Source organism: Vibrio sp. 10N.222.49.A3, assembly GCF_041475145.1.
GTDB classification, from domain to species: domain Bacteria; phylum Pseudomonadota; class Gammaproteobacteria; order Enterobacterales; family Vibrionaceae; genus Vibrio; species Vibrio tasmaniensis_A.
In genome coordinates, this window is record NZ_JBFRVM010000255.1 from 1 (window position 1) to 25,674 (window position 25,674).

Below are 25,674 nucleotides of genomic sequence, written 5' to 3' on the forward strand. Positions count from 1 at the left end.
TCCTGCCAGAGGGGGGTACTATCAATATACGATTTCTGGGTTTTAGGTGTATCAAATAACTATTTTTGGAAATGCCCAACTAGACTTATTAGTGAGCAATTTTCAATGTTAGTTTCATCTAATTATTTAGATGTTGGCGTTGGCTCAGGTTATTACCTTAAGAATTACCTACCACAAACAACAAAACGTATCGCTTTGCTAGATTTGAATGAAAATAGTCTTGATACAACCTCAAAAGCAATTAGTCATTTTCAACCTGAAGTTTACTGTGGGGATGTACTTGAGCCTCTTGAATTAAGTATCGAAAAATTTGACTCAATTAGTGTTAATTATTTACTTCATTGTTTGCCTGGAAATCTAATTGGTAAAGGCATTATGTTTAAGCATTTAAAAAGCCATATGAACGAAGGTGGGGTTTTGTTTGGTAGTACAATTTTAGGTAAGGGTACGAAACTGAATTTTTTCGCTAAAAAATTGATGGGTGTTTACAATAAGAAAGGCATATTTAGTAATAACAACGATGATTTAGACTCATTGGTGACATCGTTAAATGAACACTTTACTGATGTAAAAGTGGAAGTTATAGGGTGTGTTGCATTGTTCTCAGGTAAAAAAATATAACAAATGATCTGCTCCAGTGATACTGGACACTCACGTAAGCGAATTTTTCCATACTTTCAATAATTCATGCTTTGCTATATTAGCAAAAGACGCAACTCGGAATTGTCCAATTCCGTGCTAGCAGGTACCAGGATATTCCGTGATTGTTAAGTTCGATGAAGGGATAAAGCCTTCAAATCAACCTAAGTACGTTTTGAAAATGTGATTAAAAAGGCTGAATCAATAAACTGATCAGCCTCTATCGATTTATTCCATTAAAGGTAACGGCTTCTTAAATGATCTTTGAAGTATTGCGCATTCAAGGTTTCACCCGTTGCGCCTTTCACCAAATCGTCGGTGCTCAGCAGGCTGCCCTTGCTCCAAATATTCGATTCTAACCAAGTGAAGATAGGGGATAGGTCGCCACTTTCAATCACAGAGTTCACATCCACCGTTTTCTTCATTGAAGCCATGAACTGAGCCGCGTACATCGCACCTAATGTGTACGATGGGAAGTAACCGAATGCGCCGTCGGTCCAATGGATATCTTGCATACAACCATTAGTGAAATTGCCTTGAGTGCTTAAGCCAAGGTATGACTGCATCTTGGTATTCCATAACTCTGGAACATCGGTGTGTTTGATCTTGCCGTTGATCAAGTCACGCTCAATCTCGTAGCGCAAGATAACGTGTGCAGGGTAGGTGAGTTCATCAGCGTCGACACGGATGAAGTCTTTCTTCACGCGAGTGTAGATCTTCTGGAAGTTCTCTTTCTCAAATTCTGAGCCTGAGAATTGCTGTCCTGCTAGGTTGGCTAAGTGTCCGATGAACGGGTCACTGCGGCCGACTTGCATCTCGAAGAACAAAGATTGAGATTCGTGGATACCCATAGAGCGCGCTTCGCCCGCCGGTTGGCCTGCTAGGTGTTTTGGTAAGCCTTGTTCGTAACGCGCGTGCCCTGTTTCATGCACTATACCCATTAAGCTTTGAACGAATTCAGCTTCGTCGTAGCGGGTTGTGATACGCACGTCTGAAGGCACGCCGCCACAGAATGGGTGAACACTTTCATCCAATCGGCCGTGTTCAAAATCGAACTGAAGCAGCTTCATGACTTCTAAACCAAGTGCTTTCTGTTTCTCGGTCGAATAGATGCCAGATGGCGCATTAAATTGCTCGCTCGATTGTTTTTCGATTACTTCATCAATCAGGTTTGGCAGCCATGTCTTAACGTCGGCAAACAAGACATCAAGTGAAGCAGAGCTGGTGCCTGGTTCATAGATATCAAGCATGGCATCATAAGGTGTTAGGTTCGCCGCATCGGCGCGGATCTGTGCTTCTTCACGAGACAGCTCAACCACTTCACGCCAGTTCTTTTCAAAACCAACCCAGTCGTTTTCTCCACGTTGGCTACGCCACGCATGCTCACATTTTGAACCCGCTAGAGATTTCGCTTCCACCAATTTTTCTGGAAGTAGGTTAGCTTGTTGCCATTGGCGTTTAATTTCACGCAGAGACGATTGTTGTTCGTTGTTCAGCGCTTCGTTTTCAGCGTCTTCAATCCAGTCACCAAGCTGTGGTTGCGTCATTAATCCGTGAATATGAACCGAAAGCTCGGCCATTGCTTCACTACGAGCTTGGTTACCACCGGCAGGCATCATTGAAGCTTGGTCCCAACCACAAATAGAGGCTAGGTGTTGAAAGCGTGAACATTTTTGAGAGTGTTCGACTAGTTTTTTGAATGCGCTCATTTGACTACTCTTAATTTGGTTTCTGTAAATGATCCTTAGGACTGCGTCAGCGTTAAGGTTCATCTCTCATGTACTTTGATTATGGATCTACTTTTAAAAGACGCTGACCTTCGGAGTCGAAGATATAGCGAGAAAAGCATGAGGCGGTACGATGCCTTGAATTTACTATTTCTTAACAAATTAAACTGTTCCATTGTGCACAAAATCAGTGAGTTGTATAGCGGGTGGCAATTGTTGCTTGCGAATTGTTCAGATACACGGTATTGATGATAGATCGCTGAACAACAATGACAATGATATGGATATTTTGAACTTTGAGGCATTTTTAATTGCCATTACTATTTTAACGCTAACGCCGGGTTTAGATACGGCTTTGGTGATTCGCAATACGAGCCGTTCTGGCTTATCTGACGGCGTGATGACCAGCTTTGGTATTTGTAGCGGCTTGTATGTACACGCGTTTTTCTCTGCTGTGGGTATTTCTGCAATCCTCGCCCAGTCAGCTGAACTCTTTCAAGCCGTTAAGATGGTGGGTGCGGTTTACCTAATCTGGCTTGGCTTAAGCAGTTTACGAGCGTTGATGAAAAACGGTGGCGTTTTGAATGTGGGCGAACAAGCACAGCAGGCTTACAGTGCTAAGCGTTCTCTACGCGAAGGCTTTCTGTCTAACGTTCTTAACCCAAAAACGGCAGTTTTCTATTTGGCCTTTTTACCTCAATTCGTAAACCCTGAAGGATCACCATTATTGCAATCTATGTTGATGGCTTCGGTGCACTTTATGATTGCGATGGTGTGGCAATGCGGTTTGGCAGGGGCACTTAACTCGGCTAAAAACTTGCTTAAGAATGCGAGTTTTATGAAGTGGATGGAAGGCGTGACTGGCATGGTGCTGGTGGGGCTGGGTGTGAAGCTTTTAATGGAAGAACCTAGCTAAGTCATAGTGACTTAGTTTATTGGAATCTAAATCACTGGCACATAGCCATTAGTTTTATAATAAAACGCCCGCACATCATTGCGGGCGTTTTTGATCGCTCAATTCTAATACCAATCACAGTAAGTAAGTGTTCAAAAATAGCGTAGAAAAAAAGCTTGAGAACGAGGCAGCTCTTTTTGACAAGTAGCTTCGATAAGTAGTTATTCTACAATCAAAAATACTAACGCAGTTATCGAGCGTTTTAGCAAGCTAGGGTGACCAGTTATTTACTACGATTGGTATAATGTATTGGAATCTAAATCACTGGCACATAGCCATTAGTTTTATAATAAAGCGCCCGCACATCATTGCGGGCGTTTTTGATCGCTTAATTCTTATTATGCTTTAACTGCTTCGCAATCCTTTGAGGAAGTTGACGGTTTGAAGAATAGCTTGGTTTCTTCGATAACAACATGGCGCAGTAAGATAAGCCCAATTAGGTTCGGAATTGCCATTAGGCCGTTCACGATATCCGCCATTATCCAGATCATGTCGAGCTTTAAGAATGCACCAGAAGTAACCAAGGCGATGAAGATAATCTTGTAAGGCAATACTGCTTTGGTACCTAGCAAGAACACAACACAGCGCTCACCGTAGTAGTTCCAACCTAAAATTGTTGTAAACGCAAAGAAGATTAAGCCAACAGAAACCAACATAGGGCCAAGGGTGTCTGCATTCAAACCAACAGCGAACGCGTGAGTGGTCATCGCAGCGCCAGAAAGGTCCGTCTGCCAAGCGCCTGTTAAGATAAGTGCCAGACCTGTCATCGTACAGATGATGATGGTATCGAAGAAGGTGCCTGTCATAGAGACAAGCCCTTGTTTCACACATGAGTCTGTTTTAGCCGCGGCTGCTGCCATTGGTGCGCTACCTAGGCCAGACTCGTTCGAGAACACGCCACGAGCGATACCTGATTGGATAGCAAGCATGATGCTCGCGCCAAAGAAACCACCGGTTGCTGCCGTGTTGGTAAACGCAGAAGTCACAACAAGGGTAATGGCATTGAGTAGTTGGTCTGCATTTGAAATAAGAACGCTTAAACACGCGACAACGTACATCACCGCCATCGTAGGAACGACTTTACCTGCTACTTTAGCGATAGATTGGATACCACCAAGGGTTACCACCGCCACTAATATCGTAAGAACCACAGCAGACATCTCACGAGAAGCGCCAAATGAGATTTGAGTTGCGTCTAAGATAGCGTTGACTTGTGGGAAGGTACCGATACCGAAGCAAGCAACGCCGAGCGCGAAGACAGCGAACATGACCGCCAAGATTCGTGAGCCGACACCGTATTGCAGGTAGTACATTGGGCCGCCAACCATTTCGCCATTGCTATCGGTTCTGCGGTATTTAACGGCAAGTAGACATTCGGCGTATTTGGTCGCCATACCAAATACAGCGGCAAGCCACATCCAGAATAGGGCGCCAGGGCCACCAATCTTGATTGCGGTCGCTACGCCTACAATATTGCCTGTACCAATCGTTGCGGAAAGCGCTGTACACAAAGCGGCGAAGCTTGATACGTCACCCGTACCGGATTTGTCTTTGCTGAACACCATTTTTAGCGCGGTTGGGAGGTGTCTAAACTGGAGTAAGCCTAAGCGAAAAGTAAAATAGATACCTGTACCCACTAGCAGAATAAGCAGTGGTGGTCCCCAAACGAATTGGTTGATGGTTTGTAGTGTAGCTTGTAGGTGGTTCATAGATTCCCCTTAATAAATATAAAATTTAAGGAGAAGAGGGAAGGCAGTGCAGATCACAGGGATCGATAGCACTACTTAATACAGACGGATTTCTAGATAGAATTCTTTTGTTAATTAAGGCTGTTGCTTTCCACTCCTCTGTCCTTTTGCCTGAGAGTTTCACTTAGCGAATCACTTATAGATAAGTAACGGGCACTAAGCTTGCTCCTTCGGCGACCGCTTGCTACAAAAAAAGTAGTACGGTTCTCTCCAGAGGTTCCTCCAACGACAGTCCTCACTTTTCTGGATTTCTCCAGCACAAAGCGCCTGAAAGATTTACTTCTTCGGCGGGTTTATCTAACTAAATGTTAATATTTAGTTAAAAACCACTCTCCTGCAGTCTTCATCGGAACAATTACCTAAATAATTAGGTAATCTGTAGGCGTATCCTAGATCATATAAAATGTGATGTCAGCTACAAAATATCTGTTTGCTCAAATGTTGTTCAACTAAATGATCAAACAACGAGTCTCTGACGTAACTTGCTTATTTAAATGGTATAAAATAGAGAAACAAGGAGGAGTTATGACTCGATTAATAGCGATTGTTTTTTTATTGGCTTTGGCATTTGTGCTGTTTCGTTACCGGACAAACGAAAAACTGCAAAAATGGGTAGTGATAGTTATCGTTAGCAGCTTCCTTTTGTATACTGCCAGCCTGATGATTTCGGAGTTAACTCGTTAAGTCTGTCTGTGAGCAGATAGGATAAACGTGTTAGCAAAGCTCAAGTGCTTCTGGCTTGGGCAATAGGTTTAACTGAGCTTAAAGTATCAGTATCAGTATCAGTATCAGTATCAGTGACCGTGTAACGTTAAACAAATTTTTGGGAGTACCCGCTAGTGAACCAGCAATCTGGACAAGGCGAACAAGATGAAGTGGTTGTTATTGAGGAACGCGATAAACGTAGTCAGCTCTATATCGGCATTGCTGCGGTTATCGGTTTGGCGTTAGGGGGCTTAATCGGATCTACAGTCACGGCTTCGAAGTGGGAATCCACTTATCAGGTACTAGAAACTCGTTATCAAGAACTGCGTGACAGTAAAACTCAGTTGGTGACATCAGTTGAAGAGAAAGTGGCAAAAGTTGATACCGAAATTGATGCGAAAGTAGAAGCTGCTCTACTGAAACAGGCAGAAGAGCATCAAAAAGAACTCCGAGATTTAGCGAAACAATCTGCAGTTTTAGAGAAAGCAAACTACTCGTTAGAGCAGCAGTTAAACGAACAGAAGCAAACGTTAGAACAAACTCAACAAAATAATCAAAAGTTGAGCCGTCAAGCTGATATGCAGTCGACCCTTTTTGAACGTTCGCGTGAGCTTTTCCGCAAAGAATTACAGATATCTCAAGAGCTTGAAAAACTCGAGAAAGAAAGAGATGACATCGAACAGAATCTTGGTTCTTTGAAGAAAGCGTGTGATGTTTTCTTAGATGGTACGTCATGGGATACAAAATCTGACGCCTGTGAGAAACAGGATAATGCCAATTCCCGCTTAAGTGACATCAGACAAATGATTGAAGTTCACACCATGGATATCAAGCAGATCAAGACTCTCACTGAAGAGATGGGTCTATAAGCTGAGCGCTTAATATAGCCATATCACGACTACTTGCAGTAAGAATTTGAACGCCCACATCGCACACGTGATGTGGGCGTTTTGCGTTCTCACCCCCTAAATGGCTAAGATGCGCTTTACATTGTTATTTCTGAAATTAGTGATTAGATACGTAAAATTGATCTTGATATGTGCTTTGTTGGGTAGTTGGTGACTTTGCACGCATATTTACACGCCAGAAAATTAGCATAATTGTTATGTTCTAGGATGAATATGTGGTTTGTTGCCACTCGGTGATTAGACTATCTCAAAGGACAAAGGACAAAGGACAAAGGACAAAGGACAAAGGATGGAGCGATGCCTGAATATTTGTGCGAGACTTGTACCGTAGCTTATTGCTTTGATGATTGTAATTCGGCATTGGCGCAACGAGAAATGATTGAAGTAGAAGAAGTCTTGGATCGTAAACAAGTAAGCCAAGATCCTGAACGGCGGCTTAAACAAGAAAATTCAGACCTAAAAAATCCCTACAAGCACAGCCTGTAGGGATTTTGTACGTTGCAATACTGTTCTCGCTTTCTCAAGCAAAGGGTCTTACAAAAATTTTTAGAACAGTGTTATTCGACAATAAATTATTGACGAGTCACTATTTTTCGTAAGTTTTGATTTCACCTGATTTCACACGAGCAACAAATGATTGCAGTTCTTTCTTCACAACAGGCATTAGGAAGTACAGGCCAAGAATGTTGAAGATAGACATCGCAAAGATAGCCGCATCAGAGAAGTCGATTACCGCGCCAAACTGAATCGTCGCACCAATAACAACAAACACACAGAACATCACTTTAAAAATCAGTTCCGTTGTTTTGCCTTCACCAAATAGGTAAGTCCAAGCCTTAAGACCGTAGTACGACCAAGAAATCATCGTCGAGAACGCAAACATGATTACCGCGAGAGCAAGTGTGTATTTAAATACTTCTGCCGTTTCAGTAAATGATGCAGCAGTAAGCGTTACACCCGTTAAACCTGTTCCATCATATGGACCTACGTTTAAGCCAGCGATAGTGATTACCAATGCCGTCATTGTACAAATGATTACCGTATCAACGAATGGTTCTAGTAGTGATACAAGACCTTCAGTGATTGGTTCTTTTGTTTTAACTGCTGAGTGAGCAATTGCTGCTGAACCTACACCTGCTTCATTTGAGAATGTTGCACGTTTTAGACCTTGGATTAGGGCACCAATAAATCCACCAACCACGCCTTCACCGGTAAATGCACCTGTAAAGATTGCACTGAACGCAGGGCCAACTTGATCAAGATTAGAACCGATAACAATCAGAGCCATACCGATGTACAGAGCAGCCATCCAAGGAACAACTTTTTCTGTTACGGACGCAATAGAAGGCATACCGCCAACGATAACGGAAAACACTAAGGTAGCGAGTACAAGCCCTGTGATGACACCGTATTCACTTGGTACATCGAATGCGTAAGTTAACATGGCATGTGCTTGGTTAGCTTGGAACATGTTACCGCCGCCCAACGCACCCAAAATACACATTAACGCAAAACCAATTGCAAGGGCTTTACCTAGTCCACCGAGTCCTCTTTCGCTCAGACCTTGGCTTAGGTAGTACATTGGACCACCCGAAACGACACCTGAAGGTAAGATAGTTCGGTATTTTACACCTAAAGTACACTCACAAAATTTAGACGCCATACCCAGAAGACCACACAAGATCATCCAGAATGTCGCACCAGGGCCACCAATCGCAAGTGCAGCACCAACCCCGGCAATATTACCAAGTCCGACAGTACCAGAAAGCGCGGTTGTTAACGCTTGAAAGTGAGAAACCTCGCCATCCTCTTTGGAGTTAGGGTCGGTATACTTTCCTTTAATGATGTCTATGGCCATGCCAACACGTTTAAATTGAACAAAGCCAAAATAAACAGTAAAGATAATCGCGGCGAGCAATAGCCAGCCAACAATGATTGGGAAGTTTGCTTCACCAAGTGGGACACTTTTAAATATTAATCCAACGAACCAACCTGTGTAGTCATTGAAAAAACCATCAACACTTTGGCTCAAGTTACTGATACTTTGACTAAATGATCCTTCTTCTGCAAATGCACTGGAACTAAACAATAATATAAACCCAAAAAATAATTCACGTAAGTTTTTCATGGTTTTCCCTGTCTTTTTATTAAATTATGTTTGCTGCTGTTGTGTTTGTTTTTTATTTGATTTTTTACATTTCAGTGATTTATCTACTTCATTAGACGGCAACATAAACGGCTGTAGCTAGGTCGAAAAACGAAATAAATATAAGTACTGATCTTGCTTTGTATGGATATCCTTTTGGTATGTGAACCAATAAGACTATGGTATTCGGCCTACCAAGCCCTACTGATAATCCTATACATAAAAATAATACCCTCAAAGAAATTTTTACAATAAATTTACAATTGTTCGGGTTTTGTCATTGTTTTGGAATAAGTCGATACTTTTTAGGTTGCAAAAGGCATATGCAGTAGCTGTTATAGCGACGGGCTAAGGTGAAGTATAGTGGGGGATCACAGGGAAGTCGGCGAGTTTGATTATTCGATATGTGCTTGTGAAGTGTTTAAACAATTGATGGCTGAAGATGAAGTTAGGCCAGAGGGCATTAAAAAGGCCCTTTATCAGAGCCATTTTTAATGATTTACGATGAACATGAGGTTTAGCGTTTAGAGACTAGAGTTAAACCGAGCCAGTGATACGTTTACTCGACTTGTGGTAAAGCTTAAGTGCTAATAACGAACCCCATAAAGCGACTTGTCCCCATAGTAATGTCCATTGAGATGCCACTTCTTGCCAAGATGCACCCATCTGATTAAGCGCTAAGAAACCTTGGATAGCTGGTGTGCTTGGGAATAACTGTGACAGCAGTGCTAACCATTCAGGCATCATTTCAACAGGCCAGATAAAACCTGAAGAGAAAATCAGCGGCATTGAACTGATTAACACCACAACCGTGACTAACTCTCTTCTTGGCACTAGCTCACCAATAAAAATCCCGATCAAACAACTGGCCAATAAGAAGGGCAGCAGTAAGGTCAAAATTTGTGTCGTTGAGGCGAGCAAATTTATTCCATACATCGAAAAGCTCGCGCCGAAATAGTACATCGACAACAAGTAATAAATACCAACTAAGGTACAGCAGCGAGCAAGCATCAGTTTCGCCGGAGAGGCCTTACTCCAATAGCCAAACGTAGATTGAGCGTTTTGGGTCGCGCCAACTAAACCAGAAGCCATGGCTAAGGTTTGTTGTAGGATCAACACAAAGACAGCTGGAACTACGTAATCGATGTATCCCATGCGGCTATTGAACGTTGGTTTTAGGTTCAAGCTAAACGCGCTGTAGCCTTTGGCTGCGGATTCTAAAGGCACTCCTTCGACTAACAAGTGACTGACCTTAACTTGTGCAGCTAACGTGCCACCTGCCTTGGCAAGCCCTTCAACTATGGTTCCGTACACTAAGAAGTAAGAAGCATCGCCAGCGTAAGAAAGCGTCGGGCTCTTACCGAGCAGCAAGTCTTTATAAAAGTCTTCTGGAATGACGAGGAACCCACCGATCTCTTGGTTAAGTACGGCTTGTTTTGCATCAGCGATGCTGGAGTCTCGACGTACCAACTCGATTTGAGAAGTGGCATCCACCATTCGTTCTAATTGGTAGCTGCTTTGACTCTTGTCCAAGTTTACTACCGAAGCTTTAAGCTGTTGAGGAACTTGGTGCGCGTAAGGCAATGGATACAAGAATGAATAGAAGACTACACCACCAAATACCGTAAGAAGTACAACAGGGTTACGCAATACCGCAAAGAGTTCTTGCTTGAGCAGTTGAATAAAGCTCATCGTTTTACTCCTTGTGGTGCTAATGCTTCTGGTTTCTCTTGCTGTGTTGCTTGTGTTGCTTGTGTTGCTTGTGTTGCTTGTGTTGACGGCGTCGCTTTTGCAGATAGAGCTGCTTGGGCTGTTAGATCCGTTTGTGCAGACAGAGCAGATTGCGCCAAGTGTTTCTTAATCAACAACATCACCACGAAAGCAGGAACTGCATACCACAACATCGAGGAGAGGCTGATAAGCGATTGTGCCGCGCTCGCGCCATAACTTGATTGTGCTGTTTGTACTTCGATGTAGTGACTCACGGGCAATAAGCTTCTCCAGATTTGCGCTGCAGTGTTCATGTCGGTTACTGGAAAGGTAATGCCCATGAACGCAAAGCTTGGTGCTGTAAAGGCGCCAGCGAAACTCATCGCCCTTGCTGGATCAAGCGTTAAGAAGAAAAACAAACACCCCATGATGATACAACTGATGACGGTAAGCAGTTGGGCGACGGTCAGTGCCACAAAACTGCCGTTAAACGGCCAGTCTAAGAGGACATAGAACCAAAAGCTAAACGCGATACCAAACATCAAGAACAAGACAAGGTAGGGCGTTAATGTTGATGTTAGTGACTTCATCGGGGCGTTGGATAACCAAGCATGAAGACCACGTGCTCTAACGTTCGCCGTCAAAACCAATATCGTGCCCACCACAATCATGATCTGCCATAGCGCTGGAATAACCGCAGACACCAAGAACTGAGCATAACTGGTGTTCTTGTTGAACAATGGCGTGATCTGGCTTTGCACTGTTACTGCTTGGCCTAATGCGGATTGCACCGTGGTATCACCGTGTGATAACTGCTTAACGACCTCAAGTTGCGCGTTAAAAGTCCCCTGAGCCTGCAACAACGCCGAATTCACTAGCTTACCTATCAAGATAAATTGGTTGTTGTAGAACACAGACACTTGCGGATTCAATCCGAGCAGAAGGTCTCGGTCAAAATGCCTTGGTATCACAACATAACCGTAGATATCACGTTCAATCATCGCTTTCGCCGCTTCACTCGCAGAGCTGTATTTCTGAGTGACTTGCAGCGCTGGTGATGCATCAACAAGGCGTGTGAACTGCTGCGAAATTTGACTGTGTTCCAAGTCAACAACCGCAACCGGTAAGTCACGAGCGATCCCTTGCGAAAAAATCAGCCAAATACTGGCAGCAAGAAGCAAAGGTATCCAAGTTAGGCAAGACAACAACCATTTGTCTTTGCGGACAATCGCCCACTGCCTAAGCAAGGTATTCTTCGCTCTATGATGCTCAGTTGATTGCGATCTTCTAGATTGTGAGCCTGTAGATTGCGAGGCTGTAGATCGCGAGCCTATCGATCGAAAGTTAGCAGACATACGTCACCTAAAGCTCAACCACAAGGCTCATGCCCATACGCAGTGTTTCGCTCGTATCGACAGGGTGCGCTTCTACTTCAAAAGTACGTAAGTCGAAGCCTTGTGCTGCGTCTGTTGAACGCCAAGTCGCGAAATCACCCATTACGGCGATGTGAGTCACTTGGAAAGTTAATGATTTATCCAGAGCCGGTAGATACGCCTCAAACTGGCTGCCTTTCTCGAAATGCTTCAACATATCTTCACGCACATTAAGTACTGCCCATGCATCCTTGGTGTCGATAACAGTCACAACAGGGAAACCTTGTGGTGCGAGCTCACCGCTGCTTAATAGCACCTGAGACACTTCGCCATTAAACCAACTGTGGATCTGCGTGTCTTTTGCGTAAGCTTCAACTTCCGCCACCGCACCTGCCGCCATTAATGCTTTTTGAGCGGCTGCCACTTTGGTTTCGTCACGAGCGCCTTCTCGTGCTAATTGATACATTTGGAACGCAGCGCTTTCCGTGTACTTCGCTGCTTGCCACTGTGTTTTGGCTTCATCGCGTTTTTGCTCGGCAACCACACCATCGTTGTAAAGGTTATTGACACGTTGATAAGTTTTGTCCATGAGATCGGCTGCCGCTTTTGCTTTCAACCATTGGTCTTTAGCGGCTTGGATTTGCTGAGTACGGGCACCATTCTCTGCTTGTTTTGCTAATGCGCCAGCCGCTTTTTGACCTGCTTTTGCTTGTTCTAGCTTCGCGTCAATCTCAGGGCTAAGAAGAGAAAAGATCAATTCGCCTTTTTCAACCGAATCACCTTTACGCACGAATATTTCATCAATTCTGCCAGGTACTTTCGATGAGATGCTGTATTGCTGCGCATCGATTTGACCTTGAAGCTTAACAGGCTGAGGTTGATAAGCTTGGTAAAAACTGTATCCGACCCAGCCAATAACGCCGATACCAACTAAAGATAGAAAAAGGGGCTTAATAGGTTTCATGAATTATCCTTTTGACTGGCTATCGGTGTCTGTTTTTGAGTCGAAGTCAGACGGAACAGAAGAGGTTAAGTAACTCGAGTAAGCATTCATTTCGCTGGTTAGCGCTAATAGCTTGTTCAGAGAGATTAGGTATTTGAATCGCGCAGCAGATTGCTGGGTTTTGATGCTCGCAAGGTAGAGCTCTGCATCAACCACTTCTAACGAATTAGATAACCCTTGAGTGAAGGCTTTTTTACGGAGTAATAGGTTTTCTTGAGCCAAAGCCAAGCTTGAGTTCAGGCCTTGAACCTCTTCAATTGCTTGGTTTGCTTCAAGGTAAGTCTTCTGTACCAACACGGTTAAGTCTTGCTTAGCTTGCGACTTCAGGAATTGAACCTGTGAGACAGCACTGTGAGCGGCGGCTACTTTGTCTGAACGGCCAGAAGTATCAAGCAGCGGCACATTCACACCAATGCCAACTAACCAATCGGGTTTCATTTCGCTGGCGAGAGAGTCATCTTCATACAGGCTGTAATCACCGTAAAGGTATACCTCTGGATAGTATTTACCTTTCTCAGCTTTAATTAAGCTGCTTGCTTGTTTCTCTTTTGCATCAAGAATCTTAAGGCCGGGATAGGTCATGAGTGTTTGGTCAATGAACACATCCATATGAGGCAGGTTCTTATTGATAAACAGTTGCTCTGAAGGTTCTACACTTTGGCTCTGGCCAAGGATTTGAGTCAGCGCTAATTGAGCAATCTTAAGATCGTTTTGAGCTTTAGTTCGCTCGACAACTGCTTTGTCTAGTGAAGCATCCGCTTGCAAGCGTTCTACTCGTGCGATTTGCCCTTGTTGTTCAAGCTTGATGGCGAAATCACGATGCTGAGTTAAGCCAGCTTCAACGGCTTGACGCGTTTTCACGACGTCTTCCGCTAAGATCACCGAGAAGTAATATTTACTTAAGTCTTCGTAGCGAGCTTGTCTTTCCATCAACAGCTGGCTTTGCGCTTCTTCGCTTTTACCTTCAGCTGCATTTTGCGCAGCGGTAATTCGACCACCAGTAAAGATAGGCCAAACCGCGCGAATAGAAGAGCTAAAGATGTCTTGTTCGGTGATGGTTGAGGTGATGCCTCCAAGAGATGAAACCAGTCCAGGGGCAATGGCTCCAATACCAGACAAACCAGCCGGTACGCCACTCAAGCTATCGGCAAACTGTTCACCATTAATCGTCACGTCACTATCAAGGTGCGTGTAGTTAGCCCCTAAGGTGATAGAAGGCAAGTTGAGGCTACTCGTTGAGTTCTGAAGGTGTTGATAACGTTCAACGTTTGCTTGTTGAGCCGCAAGTGAGTTGTTGTTTTCTTGTAATATTTGCCACGCTTCAGAAAAAGTGAGCGGGGCAGCATAGCCTGGCGAAGTCATGGTGCCGAGAAGCATACTGGCGATCGCAAGGTATCGAAATTTTGGTTTGGTCATCTGCATTAAATACCAATTAGAGTATTAACTCTAATGTTAACAGGGCAATAGTCATTTGTCTTGATTAGATTCTCTCACACTTAGAGAAAGTCTCATAACTCGTTAACCAAGTGTAAATAGGATTGAGTGATGAAGATATCAGAGATAAATGAAACTTAAAAAGCACGCATAAGCGTGCTTTTTAAGTTCAGTATAGAAGCGTTTTTACAAAATGAAGCGGCTTATTTAAAGCCAGGACAATGGTGATCGGCGCGCCACACCAATTGTCTTGAACCTTGCATTGTTTGTAATAAATCTCTGCCCGACATTTGCGGGAACGCTAACAATACCTTGAGATCGAGAGGGGAGGTACCGTCTTTCTCATAGGCTCTTACGTGAGTAAAAGTCGATTGCAAGTGTTTGAACAGCATGGTCTTAGTAAGACAAATTCCAAAATTATCGCGTTTCATTGCCTGGTTTCCTTTTCAACAATGTTTATACGTTATGTTTTTTATCCTGTTTCTATCGGACGTTGCCACTGATCGATACTTCCTGCTCATCAATGTTTTATTATTGGGCGCTGATTTATCAGTCACCTCTGAGTTGTCTACTGGCCTGTCGCGTAAATAGAGATGTATGAATGAGGTTAGGTAGGTAACCTGTTTGTTCAACAATCGTAACGACGAGCGTGCAACTTTTAGTTATAGATACGTCCAGTGAGCGAAGGGTTGTTGCCTTTTTGTTAATCTAAATTTCGATTTAAAGCGCAGTCTGAAAATCATGACTTATGGCTTGGCAACAACGAACTTTTTCATATGCAACTATTATAATTGTATTTATTTTAAACAACCTAAAAAACACCTAAAAGCTTAGTGATCTAGCTCAATATTTATTCGTTTATTTTGCTTTTCAAGCTAATTCGTTCTAAAAGTGAACGATTAATCGAAGTGAATAACGTAAAGGGTTATCAATTAACAACCTGCTCAATTATTTAGTTGAGTAGCAGTCACAAATTCACGTACCTAGAAAGGTCATGCGATTAACTTGGTGTTAACATCATTCGTCTAACACTAGGGACGGTGGAATATGAAATGGAGCAGTATCAGTTTCCGTAAAAGGTTACTGATTATCATGACGGTCACTGGCCTTGTTGAGCTTTTGATACTCTCAGGTGCTGGTTTTTACTACATCAAACAATCTCAAGAGCAAGAGATGGGTTTGAAAGCGTTAGGTGTTGCTGAATTTCTATCTGAATCGCCACTTGTCACCAGCATTATTCAAGAAAATGGAACGTTGGATCCTAATGGCGTTCCCTACGTTCTGCCTGAAGAAACTCAAGTTAAATTTCGAAACCTTACCCAGCTCATTGGCGCGGCGTTTATCGTTGTGGGAGATGACAAAGGTATCCGCCTTATTCACCCTTATGATGACAGGCTCGGTAAACCAATGCGTGGTGGCGATAACCAAAAAGCGTTGGTATTGGGCGAGTCTTATGTGTCGACGGCTAAAGGTTCACTTGGCTTCTCTGTCCGTGGGAAATCCGCGGTTAAAGACCCACAAGGCACTGTCATTGGCGTGGTGTCGGTTGGCTACCTCTTAGATTCTTTACAAGATCGAATTGAACCTTACTTAGCCTTTTTGATTGTGATGGCCTTGCTGGTGGTTGCGGTTAATGCTGTGATTTCAAGCTATGTATCTCGTCGTTTTCAACGCGCTATTTTGGGTTTTGAGCCTGAAGAGATTGGCCGTTTATACGTAGAACTTGATGTGACCATGAGTACTGTGAAAGAGGGCATTTTAAGTATCGATAAGAGCGGTATTTTGCGTTCAATTAATAAGAGTGCCTGCGATATTTTATCGATAGACCGAGATAAAGCACTTAATCAACAGCGCCTTTCTGATGTATTGCCAGGCAGTGATTTAGAGCAGCTGTTATCAACGGGTGACACTGATCATGATGTTGAGCTGTACCTGAACAATAAGCGAATCATTGCTAATCGCAGCCCAATTATAGTGGCTGGTGAGGTGGTTGGGGCGGTATCCAGCTTCCGATTGCGAGATGAAATCAACGATTTAACAGACCAGCTCTCACAAACCAAAGAGTATGCTGATCTACTGCGTTCGCAAACCCATGAGCATCAAAATAAGCTAAACACCATTAGTGGCTTGATTCAAATGGGCGAGCTGGACTCTGTTCAACAATTGATTGGTCAAGAAACCGCTCATTACCAGAGCTTAATTGAGTTCTTAAGAGAGACGGTGAAAGATCCATTGATTGCAGGCATGCTTTTAGGCAAAACAGAGCGAGCTCGAGAGATTGGTTTGGAGCTTAAAGTTGAAGAGGGATCAAGGCTTGAGGCATTACCCGCTTGGTTAAACGCAGAGGATGTCGTGACGATTCTTGGCAACCTGATTGATAACGCGTTTGATGCCACCATGATGGCAATTAAACAAGAAGGGCCAATAGCACCAGCTCGTCGCGTAATCGATGTGTCGATCAGCGATTTTGGCAATGAAATTATCGTAGAAGTAGAAGACAAGGGCTGTGGTCTGCCAAAACACTTGGCAACCAATGCGCTTACCGAAAAAGGCGTATCGAGCAAAGCGAAGCAGAATCGAGGTGTTGGTTTGTATCTCATTAAGCAACTTGCAGATCGTTATCAAGGGCAATTAGAAATGGTTGATAACCCTGATTTTGGGTCACGCATGACGGTGTATTTACCGAAAGAAGAACAACAATAATAATTGAGCACGGAGCGATCGAGTAAAGATCGTAGTGACGGAAAAAGCATGGTTAAAGGAAGAACATAAATGAACGCAATCACGAGAGTCATGGTCATTGAAGATGATATTGCGATTGCAGAGCTTCACCATCGTTATTTAGAACAGATGGGAGGCTTTGATGTGGTCGGGATTGCGACCACACAGTCTGAAGCATTAATGCAATTGGACATCTTAAAGCCTAATTTGGTTTTATTGGATGTGTATCTACCGGACGGATGCGGACTTGATATTTTGAACCACGTTCGTGGCAGTAATCAGGGCTGTGATGTGATTTTGATTACCGCCGCTCGAGATGTCGACACACTGCAACAGGCGATGCGTGGTGGAGTCGTCGACTACTTACTGAAACCTGTGATGTTTCCTCGTTTGGAAGCGGCACTGAAAAAGTACCAATCGCAACAACAAGAATTTGAAAGTGTGTCTGATTTGAACCAAGGCTTGGTCGACAAGATGCTGCAAGCCAATGCCAAGGCAGACTCTCGAAAGGTTTCTACGTTACCTAAAGGGATCGATGGTGTAACGCTTGATAAAATTAGAGCTATTTTCCAACAAGCCGACATTGCTGATATTACAGCTGATGAGGCAGGTGAACGTATTGGAGCTAGTCGAACCACCGCTCGACGCTATTTGGAATTCCTTATCACGACTGGCGAGTTAGTGGCTGACTTAAATTACGGGTCAGTAGGTCGCCCAGAACGCTGCTACAACAAAGCTAGAAGATAGATTTAGCGACAACAAGTCACAAAGATAAACGCGATGCTATCAAATAAATATAAAGCCAGTTGAGTAAGCTGGTTTTGGTTTTTTCTCCCTTTCTTATTGCTCACTCCACCGACCAGATACCGTTCTTTCTTGACTACAATGTTTGAGAATGCCGATTTGCTTCTTCTTCCAGATAGAACAGCTGACTTATCGATTATAATTTGTTCGAAATCAGTCAATATTTAATCGATTGCTTTCACAGTGGTTGATGTAAATCAAATACTCATAGACAATACTGTCCCGAATAGAGGTGATAGCTTTCACCCTCGTTTACCAAACGCATTCTCAAGTGTAATAGGCACTCGCTATTGATGTAATAGCCAAGACCTATTATCTATTTTCGTATGTCGCTGATACCTTTGGCGAATACTAAAAACCTTGTTTTTATAGGAAAGATGATGGTAATACCTGAAAACAGCAGCATCGTTATTTTTGGTGCGTCGGGAGATCTAACTTACCGCAAGTTAATTCCTGCTTTGTACCACCTGTATGCTAGCAATCAACTTCCAGAATCCTTTGCGATTCTTGGAGTGAGCCGTACTGAGTACAGCGACGAGTCTTACCGTGAGAAGCTGAAGAAGTCTCTTCAGGAAATGGAAAAAACTGAGCCAGAGACGCTGAATGCATTTATTGAACATCTGCATTATCAAGCGATCAACACTTCAGATGTAGACGATTACGCTCGTCTAGCACAACGTCTGGATAAGCTTAAGCAAGACTACCAATTCGAAAACCATAACACATTGTTCTACTTGGCAACCCCGCCAAGCCTTTACGGTGTGATTCCAGCAAACCTTGCTGCACATGGCCTAAACGATGAGAAGAACGGCTGGCGTCGTCTGATTATTGAGAAGCCATTTGGTTACGATCTTGCATCAGCTCAAGCGCTGGATGAAGAGATCCATCATCACTTCCAAGAACACCAGATCTACCGTATCGACCATTATCTTGGTAAAGAAACGGTACAAAACCTTCTAGTGCTTCGTTTCTCAAACGCGATGTTTGAACCACTGTGGAACCGTAACTTCATTGAATACGTTGAAATCACAGGTGCTGAGTTCCTTGGCGTTGAAGAGCGTGGCGGATATTACGACGGTTCTGGCGCAGTTCGTGATATGTTCCAAAACCACCTGCTACAAGTTCTAGCAATGGTTGGTATGGAGCCACCTGCTCAAATCAATGCAGATTCTATTCGTGATGAAGTGGTTAAAGTACTTCAGTGTCTGAAACCATTAGAAGAAGATGATTTGCGTAAAGACTTAGTGTTAGGTCAGTACACAGCATCAGATGTTCGTGGTCAGCACTTACTAGGTTACCGTGAAGAGCATGGTGTCGCAGACGACTCTCGTACTGAAACGTACATTGGTCTTAAAGCACACATCAATAACTGGCGCTGGAATGGTGTTCCTTTCTACGTACGTACGGGTAAACGCTTACCAACACGTGTGACTGAAATTGTGATTCACTTTAAGAACACACCACACCCAGTGTTTGGTCAAGATGCACCAGAGAACAAACTGATTATCCGTATCCAACCGGATGAAGGTATTCAGATGAGCTTTGGTTTGAAAGAGCCAGGTGCAGGTTTCAAAGCAAAAGAAGTGAAAATGAACTTCTCTTACTCTGACTTGCCTGAGACTCAGATGCTAACGGCTTATGAGCGTCTTCTTCTTGATGCACTGAACGGTGATGCGACTCTGTTTGCACGTACCGATGCAGTAGAAGCATGTTGGAAGTACGTTCAACCGATCTTAGATTTCAAGCAAGACCCTCAAGCACTGTTTGGCTATGCTTGTGGTACTTGGGGCCCACAAGAAGCCGATGAGCTTCTGCAGCGTGATGGCCGCGCATGGCGTTTCCCATGCAAAAACTTAACAGATACGGATTACTGCGAACTATGATCAATCACAAGATCTTTGCAACGCCTGAATTAGTCGTTGAAAACCTAGCAAACGAAATGAAAGCTTACAGCGAGCAGGGCAAGCCTGTTCACATTTCATTGTCGGGTGGCAGCACGCCAAAAATGCTTTTCAAGCTTTTAGCTCAAGCGCCATACGCAGAAGGCATTCAATGGAATAACCTTCATTTCTGGTGGGGCGACGAACGTTGCGTGGCACCAGACGATGTGGAAAGCAACTACGGCGAAGCAAACGCATTGCTGTTTACACAAGTAAACCTTCCTGCTGAAAACATCCACCGTATCCGTGGTGAAGATGAGCCAAAAGCGGAAGCAGAGCGTTTCGCGAAAGAAATGGCAGACGTGATTCCAACAGAAAACGGCACGCCTGTATTCGATTGGATTCTGCTAGGTGTTGGCGCAGACGGCCACACAGCTTCACTATTCCCGGGTGTAACTGACTACCAAGATGAGAACCTATCTGTATTAGCTTCTCACCCAGAGTCGGGCCAGATCCGTGTTTCTAAAACAGCGAAAGTTTTAGAAGCAGCAAAACGAATCAGCTACCTAGTACTGGGTGCAGGTAAAGTTGAGATCGTTAAAGAAATTCATACAACTCCTGCTTCAGAACTGCCTTACCCGGCAGCGAAAATCCAGTCTAAAACTGGTGAGACAGAGTGGTTCCTAGATTCAAATGCAGCAAGTGCTATCGCATAAGTGCGAATAGCCGCAAGGAGATAAAATAATGAAAGGTGATATCGGTGTAATTGGCCTAGCAGTAATGGGTCAGAACCTTATCCTAAACATGAACGATCACGGCTTCAAAGTTGTGGCTCACAACCGTACTGCTGCGAAAGTAGACGAGTTCCTAGAAGGTCCAGCTAAAGGTACTAACATTGTTGGTGCTTACTCTCTAGAAGAGCTAGTTGAGAAGCTAGAAGCACCACGTAAAGTGATGCTTATGGTTCGTGCTGGTGACGTTGTAGATACGTTCATCGACAAGCTTGTACCACTTCTAGATAAAGGCGACATCATCATTGATGGTGGTAACACCAACTTCCCAGATACTAACCGTCGTGTTGCTGCTCTTCGCGAGAAAGGCATCCACTTCATCGGTACGGGTGTTTCTGGTGGTGAAGAAGGCGCTCGTTTCGGTCCTTCTATCATGCCAGGTGGTTCTCCTGAAGCTTGGGAAGCGGTTAAGCCTATCTTCCAAGGTATCTCTGCGAAAACTGATGCAGGTGAGCCTTGTTGTGATTGGGTTGGTAACGACGGTGCGGGTCACTTCGTTAAGATGGTTCACAATGGCATCGAATACGGTGACATGCAGCTTATCACTGAAGCATACCAGTTCATGAAAGATGGCCTAGGTATGAACCACGACGAAATGCAGGCTGTATTTGCTGACTGGAACAAAACTGAGCTAGACAGCTACCTAGTAGAAATCACGGCTGACATCCTTGGCTACAAAGATGAAGACGGTGAAGCGCTAGTTGAGAAGATCCTAGACACTGCTGGCCAAAAAGGTACAGGCAAATGGACAGGTATCAACGCACTAGACATGGGTATCCCACTGACTCTAATCACTGAGTCTGTATTCTCTCGTTGCCTGTCTGCGCTTAAAGATCAACGTGTTGAAGCTGAGAAACTGTTCGGCAAGACTGTTGCTCCAGTTGAAGGCGACAAGCAAGAGTGGGTTGATGCAATCCGTCAGGCTCTACTTGCTTCTAAGATCATCTCTTACGCTCAAGGTTTCATGCTAATGCGTGAAGCGTCGAACGAAAACGGCTGGGATCTAAACTACGGTAACGTTGCACTTATGTGGCGTGGCGGTTGTATCATCCGTTCTGCATTCCTAGGCAACATTCGTGATGCTTACGAAGCGAACCCAGAAATCGCATTCCTAGGTTCAGATGCATACTTCAAAGGCATCCTAGACAACTGCATGGGCGCTTGGCGTAAAGTTGCAGCTAAGTCTATGGAATCTGGTATCCCAATGCCATGTATGACTTCTGCACTAACGTTCCTAGACGGCTACACTACCGCTCGTCTTCCAGCGAACCTTCTACAAGCTCAACGTGACTACTTCGGTGCTCACACTTATGAGCGTACTGACCGTCCACGTGGTGAATTCTTCCACACAAACTGGACTGGTACAGGCGGCGACACTGCTTCTACAACTTACGACGTATAATCGTTAGTTAGAATCAGTAAAGAACACGTTCGTTCTTTCAGCTGAAACTAGAAAAAAAAGGATGCCAATTGGCATCCTTTTTTGTTGGTTCGCGTTTTCTTTGGTCTACACAACCAAGGCGTTACAGTTCAAGGTGTCACAGCTCAAGCCGTCATGACGTGCGGTTGAACATCGTCATTGTATTGCTCCCGAATGGCCATAAAGCCGTCTAGGTTTTGTTTAAGAGCCACAACACACTCAGGGTCGAACATCGAACCCGAGTGAGCTTCTATGTATTCCATCACTTCATCGAGTGACCACGCGTGCTTATAAGCTCTTTTGCTCATCAGCGCATCGAATACATCGGCTAATGTCACTATTCGAGCCTCTAGTGGTATCGCTGTGTTACTCAAAGCATCAGGCAACCCAGAGCCATCAAACCGTTCATGATGGTGGCGCACAATATTCTTAATGAATTGAATCTCTTCACTGCACATCGAGCTGTGGTGGGATAGGGCAACCACGTCATCAATCATCTCTTCGCCATACAAGGTGTGATTGTTCATGATGTTTCTTTCTTCGTCATTGAAACGCGCGCTACTGAATAACACCTTATCTGGAATTCGATATTTACCTATGTCGTGGAAGGGCGCATACAACCGAATTCGATGAATGAATTGGTGGGTAATTTCCCTTTTGGTGTGCGACAGCGTGCGAGCAATTTGTTCACTGTATTTACCCATGCGAATTAGGTGTTCTTTGGTTTCTGGATCTCGAGCATGACCCATGTTTAAAGCGATCGCTAAAGAAGATTGAAAGTGACGCTGGCGCTCAAACCACTGAACGAAAAGGCTAGAGATGACTTGAGTGAGATAGGCGATATCACACTGAATAGTTTGGTTAGCAAAAAATCCTGTTGATGAAGCATTGATAAACACAAATCCAAGATTACTTTCTTGATGATGAATTGGTGTTGTATAACTGCTTTGATGACCGATATCGAGCAGGTGAGATATTTGTTTGGTTGGGCTAATGGTGGTGAGGTCGTGGATGATTCGAGTATCTAAAGACTCAGCCATTCTAGATAACGCTGATTCTGGCTTAAGTTCTTGTTCGATGTAGCGATGCTCGGCTTCTTGGCACAGAGTATCCGAAACAAAATAGTTCGATGCTCTATTTTCATTGCATAGCACGACCGAAAGCCTAGACAGAATGGGGTAATGTTCGCGAGCTAGCCGAAAGAGATCATCAACGATGGCGATAATGTCTTTATCTTGGGCGGCTACTCTGCTGATTTGGGAGTAGTCAAACATGGTCAAAGCCAACCTTTATTTATAGTTATATCATTGTTTAATATCATTATTAGTAGGTTTCTATACCACTTCTAACATAGCACCTCGCTGTTAATTAGCAACACTGCGTTCTAATAAGTTTAAATTCCATTGGTAAAGTAGGGATATTTCATTCTTCTATCATGGTTTTTGTTAACTTGAGCTAGTTTGGTGGATCTTTAAGACAGACCCTTTTTAGTAGGGGCGGCTGTATTACACGCAACATCAGGATGGTAAGTGACCATATTAAAATTAAATTGAAAGATAAATAGGATAACGAGCATGCTTTATGCCATCATAAAGGCATAGATAAGGGCAATGGATGATATGCCCAAATGATTGAGCTAGAAGCGGTCAGTGATGACGGTGTTCTAGAGTAAATTCAAGGCCTTTAGTTGCCTTGGAAAAGGTAATGTTATGACTGAAGAAGAAAGAATCGAACTGCAACAAAACAACCCACTGCATGGCTTAAAGCTTGAAACTATGATCAACGAATTAGTGGATCATTACGGTTGGGAAATTTTGGATGCAGCAATGCGCATGAACTGCTTTAACACTAAGCCGACAGTAGCAAGTGCCGTTAAATACTTGAAGAAAACAGAGTGGGCTCGTGAGAAAGTAGAGAATTTCTACCTTTACCGTTTCAAGCGCATGCCTAAAGCTTCTGATATCGAATACCAGATGCCTCCGCGTTCACGTACATTCCGTCACGGGTTAGAGCCTCGTGAGCCAATGGAATTAACGGTTGAATCGATTCTAGCATCACAAGCTAAAGCGGCGTCTGCATTTAAAGAGCGTCGTGGCGGCAACGGTCGTAACTTTCGCCGTTAATAGAAATGCGTCGTTAGCAAAGCGTCGTTAATCGAAAGGTATCGTTAAGTAAGGCTTTCGCTAATAAAAAGGCGTCGCTAGATAAGCCGTCGAAATAGCCTAATCAGCTAAAGCGATAAGCATAAAATACAAAAGGAGCCTAAGTGCTCCTTTTTTAATGCGTGTCGCTTTAGTCGTTCGCCTTAAGCTTCGCGGTTCTTTCTTTGATTCTTCCAAAGGTCAACGCCATAGACAATAGCGCTGATCAATAAGAATAGCGCTGACACAGAAAACAGAGCGGGCATTTTTAGAATCCACGCGAATGTGGCAGCAAGAAAAGCGACAAAGCAAATGAGTCGACTTGATGACATGACATGACCTAGTTTAATGTTCATAACGCCTCCTAATGAAGTCTCACTTTCGACAGGAGAATTATCCCACCTTTGGCAAAATAAAGGCTAAAAAACAGTCTAAATTGTTATCAAATTTGCTAATTAAAGGGCTCGTCTCACACATTTTGGCTTGGTTATTTTATGGTTCATAAAATAACCCATGATAGATTTAAGGTTTCTTTGACACCTCTTCAATGCTTAACGATTTACGTTGTGTTTTGCTAACGAAAACCGTGATTGCAGCACGAAGTAGTTCGAGTAAAAGCTAGTTGGTATAGAACCTAGTTAGCATAGAAGAAGTAAGCGGTGATCAAAAAGCTCGCAATGATCACTGTGGTGCGAACATATTGTTGTGGGATACGACGAGAGACTTTTGCTGAATAGTAACCACCGACCAATGTCCCAAACAAAACGGCCATGCCTGACGGCCAATCAATCGAACCATTCACAACAAAGAACACGATTGCCGCGAGTGATGCGCATGCCGATACCAACAATTTGATGCCATTCATCACGTTGATATTGGTATACCCTGCCAGTGCCAAGTAGCTCAATGTCACAATGCCTAAGCCTGCATTAAAATAACCACCATAAACACACACGATCAAAAGTAATAAGGCTGAAAAGAACGTGCCTGCGCTGGTGGCGTGCTTATGTTTAGCGGTTACTTTCTTTAGCCATTTATTGAGTGTGCCACCAAAGGTAAAAAGTAGAGCGGCGAACAGTAATAACCAAGGGACGGATTGGGTAAATAGCGCTTCTGGCGTGTGTAGTAGTAAAAATGCACCAATGCCGCCGCCAATTATACATAGCCCGACAACGAGTTTGAGTTGTTTGGTGCCAGATTGGATTTCATGGCGCAGTGCGTAAGCACCACTGATGTAACCAGCGCATGAAGCAAAGGTATTGGTCGCGTTGGCCGCAATCGGAGGGACGCCTGCGAATAACAAAGCGGGGAAGGTGATGAAGCTGCCTCCTCCTGCGATGGAATTCAACACGCCACCAATCACACCTGACAAGAATAGAATCAACCAATCCATAGTTTTAGAATCCAATGCGTTAAATGATGAATCACCTTACTTGATTTTGTTATTAATATCAGGGATATGTGTTTTTCAGGAGTCGGATTGTGAGTTTGCTACCATCTTAGAGCTGTGGTTTTTTGAAATGACTGATACGAAAAAAGGAGCCTGAGGCTTAATGCCGATCAGTTAAA

General features: G+C 43.8%; 21 protein-coding genes and 1 riboswitch. Of the genes, 10 read left to right on the forward strand and 11 right to left on the reverse strand.

Annotated features, from left to right (window positions below; all coding sequences use genetic code 11):
- Positions 1 to 24 precede the first annotated feature (24 nt).
- Positions 25 to 621, forward strand: coding sequence for a class I SAM-dependent methyltransferase (locus AB4589_RS24545; protein ID WP_372101891.1), 597 nt, complete (start codon positions 25 to 27; stop codon positions 619 to 621).
- Positions 622 to 875: 254 nt separating this feature from the next.
- Here the strand turns inward: AB4589_RS24545 and AB4589_RS24550 are convergent, their stop codons facing one another.
- Positions 876 to 2,348: a carboxypeptidase M32 gene (locus AB4589_RS24550; protein ID WP_372101882.1), complete on the reverse strand. Its 1,473-nt coding sequence runs from the start codon at positions 2,346 to 2,348 to the stop codon at positions 876 to 878.
- Between the two features lie 298 nt (positions 2,349 to 2,646).
- On the opposite strand from AB4589_RS24550, the gene AB4589_RS24555 reads away from it, so the two are divergent.
- Positions 2,647 to 3,282 carry a LysE family translocator gene (locus AB4589_RS24555; RefSeq protein ID WP_135381992.1) on the forward strand — a complete coding sequence of 212 codons (636 nt, stop codon included), beginning with the start codon at positions 2,647 to 2,649 and terminating at the stop codon, positions 3,280 to 3,282.
- Between the two features lie 377 nt (positions 3,283 to 3,659).
- Here the strand turns inward: AB4589_RS24555 and AB4589_RS24560 are convergent, their stop codons facing one another.
- Positions 3,660 to 5,030 (reverse strand): alanine/glycine:cation symporter family protein, encoded by a 1,371-nt coding sequence (locus AB4589_RS24560; protein WP_372101883.1) that lies wholly within the window; start codon positions 5,028 to 5,030, stop codon positions 3,660 to 3,662.
- A 128-nt stretch (positions 5,031 to 5,158) separates the two neighbouring features.
- Positions 5,159 to 5,293, reverse strand: a riboswitch (glycine riboswitch).
- A 615-nt stretch (positions 5,294 to 5,908) separates the two neighbouring features.
- On the opposite strand from AB4589_RS24560, the gene AB4589_RS24565 reads away from it, so the two are divergent.
- Positions 5,909 to 6,643: a chromosome partitioning protein ParA gene (locus AB4589_RS24565; RefSeq protein WP_372101884.1), complete on the forward strand. Its 735-nt coding sequence runs from the start codon at positions 5,909 to 5,911 to the stop codon at positions 6,641 to 6,643.
- Positions 6,644 to 6,979: 336 nt separating this feature from the next.
- Entirely contained in the window at positions 6,980 to 7,168 is a 189-nt protein-coding gene (locus tag AB4589_RS24570) for a hypothetical protein (RefSeq protein ID WP_372101885.1), read from the forward strand.
- A 100-nt stretch (positions 7,169 to 7,268) separates the two neighbouring features.
- Here the strand turns inward: AB4589_RS24570 and AB4589_RS24575 are convergent, their stop codons facing one another.
- From AB4589_RS24575 to AB4589_RS24600, 6 genes are all read right to left on the reverse strand, one after another.
- Positions 7,269 to 8,810, reverse strand: a complete 1,542-nt coding sequence (locus AB4589_RS24575; RefSeq protein WP_372101886.1) for an alanine/glycine:cation symporter family protein — start codon at positions 8,808 to 8,810, stop codon at positions 7,269 to 7,271.
- 555 nt (positions 8,811 to 9,365) lie between these two features.
- Positions 9,366 to 10,520 carry an ABC transporter permease gene (locus AB4589_RS24580; protein WP_372101887.1) on the reverse strand — a complete coding sequence of 385 codons (1,155 nt, stop codon included), beginning with the start codon at positions 10,518 to 10,520 and terminating at the stop codon, positions 9,366 to 9,368.
- Positions 10,517 to 11,893, reverse strand: coding sequence for an ABC transporter permease (locus AB4589_RS24585; RefSeq protein ID WP_372101888.1), 1,377 nt, complete (start codon positions 11,891 to 11,893; stop codon positions 10,517 to 10,519). The genes AB4589_RS24580 and AB4589_RS24585 overlap by 4 nt, the downstream gene beginning before the upstream one ends.
- 7 nt (positions 11,894 to 11,900) lie before the next feature.
- Positions 11,901 to 12,875 (reverse strand): HlyD family secretion protein, encoded by a 975-nt coding sequence (locus AB4589_RS24590; RefSeq protein WP_372101889.1) that lies wholly within the window; start codon positions 12,873 to 12,875, stop codon positions 11,901 to 11,903.
- Between the two features lie 3 nt (positions 12,876 to 12,878).
- Entirely contained in the window at positions 12,879 to 14,336 is a 1,458-nt protein-coding gene (locus AB4589_RS24595) for a TolC family protein (RefSeq protein ID WP_054542149.1), read from the reverse strand.
- 215 nt (positions 14,337 to 14,551) lie between these two features.
- The gene (locus AB4589_RS24600) at positions 14,552 to 14,779 is read right to left on the reverse strand and encodes a hypothetical protein (RefSeq protein WP_004733582.1); all 228 of its coding nucleotides are present in this window, start codon (positions 14,777 to 14,779) and stop codon (positions 14,552 to 14,554) included.
- A gap of 661 nt (positions 14,780 to 15,440) precedes the next feature.
- Here AB4589_RS24600 and AB4589_RS24605 point away from each other — a divergent pair.
- The 5 genes from AB4589_RS24605 (at position 15,441) to gnd (ending at position 21,946) form a co-directional block, all read left to right on the forward strand.
- Positions 15,441 to 17,051, forward strand: a complete 1,611-nt coding sequence (locus AB4589_RS24605) for an ATP-binding protein (protein WP_372101892.1) — start codon at positions 15,441 to 15,443, stop codon at positions 17,049 to 17,051.
- Between the two features lie 69 nt (positions 17,052 to 17,120).
- Positions 17,121 to 17,816: a response regulator gene (locus tag AB4589_RS24610; protein WP_269336130.1), complete on the forward strand. Its 696-nt coding sequence runs from the start codon at positions 17,121 to 17,123 to the stop codon at positions 17,814 to 17,816.
- A 437-nt stretch (positions 17,817 to 18,253) separates the two neighbouring features.
- The gene (gene zwf / locus AB4589_RS24615) at positions 18,254 to 19,756 is read left to right on the forward strand and encodes a glucose-6-phosphate dehydrogenase (RefSeq protein ID WP_372101893.1); all 1,503 of its coding nucleotides are present in this window, start codon (positions 18,254 to 18,256) and stop codon (positions 19,754 to 19,756) included.
- Entirely contained in the window at positions 19,753 to 20,469 is a 717-nt protein-coding gene (pgl, locus tag AB4589_RS24620; RefSeq protein WP_371709706.1) for a 6-phosphogluconolactonase, read from the forward strand. The genes zwf and pgl overlap by 4 nt, the downstream gene beginning before the upstream one ends.
- A 28-nt stretch (positions 20,470 to 20,497) precedes the next feature.
- Positions 20,498 to 21,946 (forward strand): decarboxylating NADP(+)-dependent phosphogluconate dehydrogenase, encoded by a 1,449-nt coding sequence (gene gnd, locus AB4589_RS24625; RefSeq protein ID WP_004733587.1) that lies wholly within the window; start codon positions 20,498 to 20,500, stop codon positions 21,944 to 21,946.
- Positions 21,947 to 22,089: 143 nt separating this feature from the next.
- On the opposite strand, the gene AB4589_RS24630 is transcribed toward gnd, so the two are convergent.
- Positions 22,090 to 23,250 carry an HD-GYP domain-containing protein gene (locus AB4589_RS24630; RefSeq protein WP_371709699.1) on the reverse strand — a complete coding sequence of 387 codons (1,161 nt, stop codon included), beginning with the start codon at positions 23,248 to 23,250 and terminating at the stop codon, positions 22,090 to 22,092.
- Between the two features lie 423 nt (positions 23,251 to 23,673).
- Here AB4589_RS24630 and AB4589_RS24635 point away from each other — a divergent pair, with 423 nt between their 5' ends.
- A complete protein-coding gene (locus AB4589_RS24635) occupies positions 23,674 to 24,087 on the forward strand; it encodes a VF530 family DNA-binding protein (RefSeq protein ID WP_012603790.1) in 414 nt (137 codons plus the stop codon).
- A 182-nt stretch (positions 24,088 to 24,269) separates the two neighbouring features.
- On the opposite strand, the gene AB4589_RS24640 is transcribed toward AB4589_RS24635, so the two are convergent.
- Together AB4589_RS24640 and AB4589_RS24645 are read right to left on the reverse strand one after the other, a co-directional pair.
- Complete coding sequence (locus tag AB4589_RS24640; protein ID WP_009846584.1) at positions 24,270 to 24,461, reverse strand: hypothetical protein; 192 nt, start codon at positions 24,459 to 24,461, stop codon at positions 24,270 to 24,272.
- Positions 24,462 to 24,739: 278 nt separating this feature from the next.
- Positions 24,740 to 25,498: a sulfite exporter TauE/SafE family protein gene (locus AB4589_RS24645; RefSeq protein ID WP_372101890.1), complete on the reverse strand. Its 759-nt coding sequence runs from the start codon at positions 25,496 to 25,498 to the stop codon at positions 24,740 to 24,742.
- Positions 25,499 to 25,674 lie beyond the last annotated feature (176 nt).

What these genes read in the sequence shown, in the direction of transcription:
- AB4589_RS24550 (WP_372101882.1), bottom strand. Translation starts at nt 2,348, where the DNA reads ATGAGCGCATTCAAAAAACTAGTCGAACACTCTCAAAAATGTTCACGC.
- AB4589_RS24585 (WP_372101888.1), bottom strand. Translation starts at nt 11,893, where the DNA reads ATGTCTGCTAACTTTCGATCGATAGGCTCGCGATCTACAGCCTCGCAA.
- AB4589_RS24610 (WP_269336130.1), top strand. Translation starts at nt 17,121, where the DNA reads ATGAACGCAATCACGAGAGTCATGGTCATTGAAGATGATATTGCGATT.
- AB4589_RS24600 (WP_004733582.1), bottom strand. Translation starts at nt 14,779, where the DNA reads ATGAAACGCGATAATTTTGGAATTTGTCTTACTAAGACCATGCTGTTC.
- AB4589_RS24595 (WP_054542149.1), bottom strand. Translation starts at nt 14,336, where the DNA reads ATGCAGATGACCAAACCAAAATTTCGATACCTTGCGATCGCCAGTATG.
- zwf (WP_372101893.1), top strand. Translation starts at nt 18,254, where the DNA reads ATGGTAATACCTGAAAACAGCAGCATCGTTATTTTTGGTGCGTCGGGA.
- gnd (WP_004733587.1), top strand. Translation starts at nt 20,498, where the DNA reads ATGAAAGGTGATATCGGTGTAATTGGCCTAGCAGTAATGGGTCAGAAC.
- AB4589_RS24590 (WP_372101889.1), bottom strand. Translation starts at nt 12,875, where the DNA reads ATGAAACCTATTAAGCCCCTTTTTCTATCTTTAGTTGGTATCGGCGTT.
- AB4589_RS24640 (WP_009846584.1), bottom strand. Translation starts at nt 24,461, where the DNA reads ATGAACATTAAACTAGGTCATGTCATGTCATCAAGTCGACTCATTTGC.
- AB4589_RS24635 (WP_012603790.1), top strand. Translation starts at nt 23,674, where the DNA reads ATGACTGAAGAAGAAAGAATCGAACTGCAACAAAACAACCCACTGCAT.
- AB4589_RS24555 (WP_135381992.1), top strand. Translation starts at nt 2,647, where the DNA reads ATGGATATTTTGAACTTTGAGGCATTTTTAATTGCCATTACTATTTTA.
- AB4589_RS24560 (WP_372101883.1), bottom strand. Translation starts at nt 5,030, where the DNA reads ATGAACCACCTACAAGCTACACTACAAACCATCAACCAATTCGTTTGG.
- AB4589_RS24605 (WP_372101892.1), top strand. Translation starts at nt 15,441, where the DNA reads ATGACGGTCACTGGCCTTGTTGAGCTTTTGATACTCTCAGGTGCTGGT.
- AB4589_RS24570 (WP_372101885.1), top strand. Translation starts at nt 6,980, where the DNA reads ATGCCTGAATATTTGTGCGAGACTTGTACCGTAGCTTATTGCTTTGAT.
- AB4589_RS24580 (WP_372101887.1), bottom strand. Translation starts at nt 10,520, where the DNA reads ATGAGCTTTATTCAACTGCTCAAGCAAGAACTCTTTGCGGTATTGCGT.
- pgl (WP_371709706.1), top strand. Translation starts at nt 19,753, where the DNA reads ATGATCAATCACAAGATCTTTGCAACGCCTGAATTAGTCGTTGAAAAC.
- AB4589_RS24575 (WP_372101886.1), bottom strand. Translation starts at nt 8,810, where the DNA reads ATGAAAAACTTACGTGAATTATTTTTTGGGTTTATATTATTGTTTAGT.
- AB4589_RS24645 (WP_372101890.1), bottom strand. Translation starts at nt 25,498, where the DNA reads ATGGATTGGTTGATTCTATTCTTGTCAGGTGTGATTGGTGGCGTGTTG.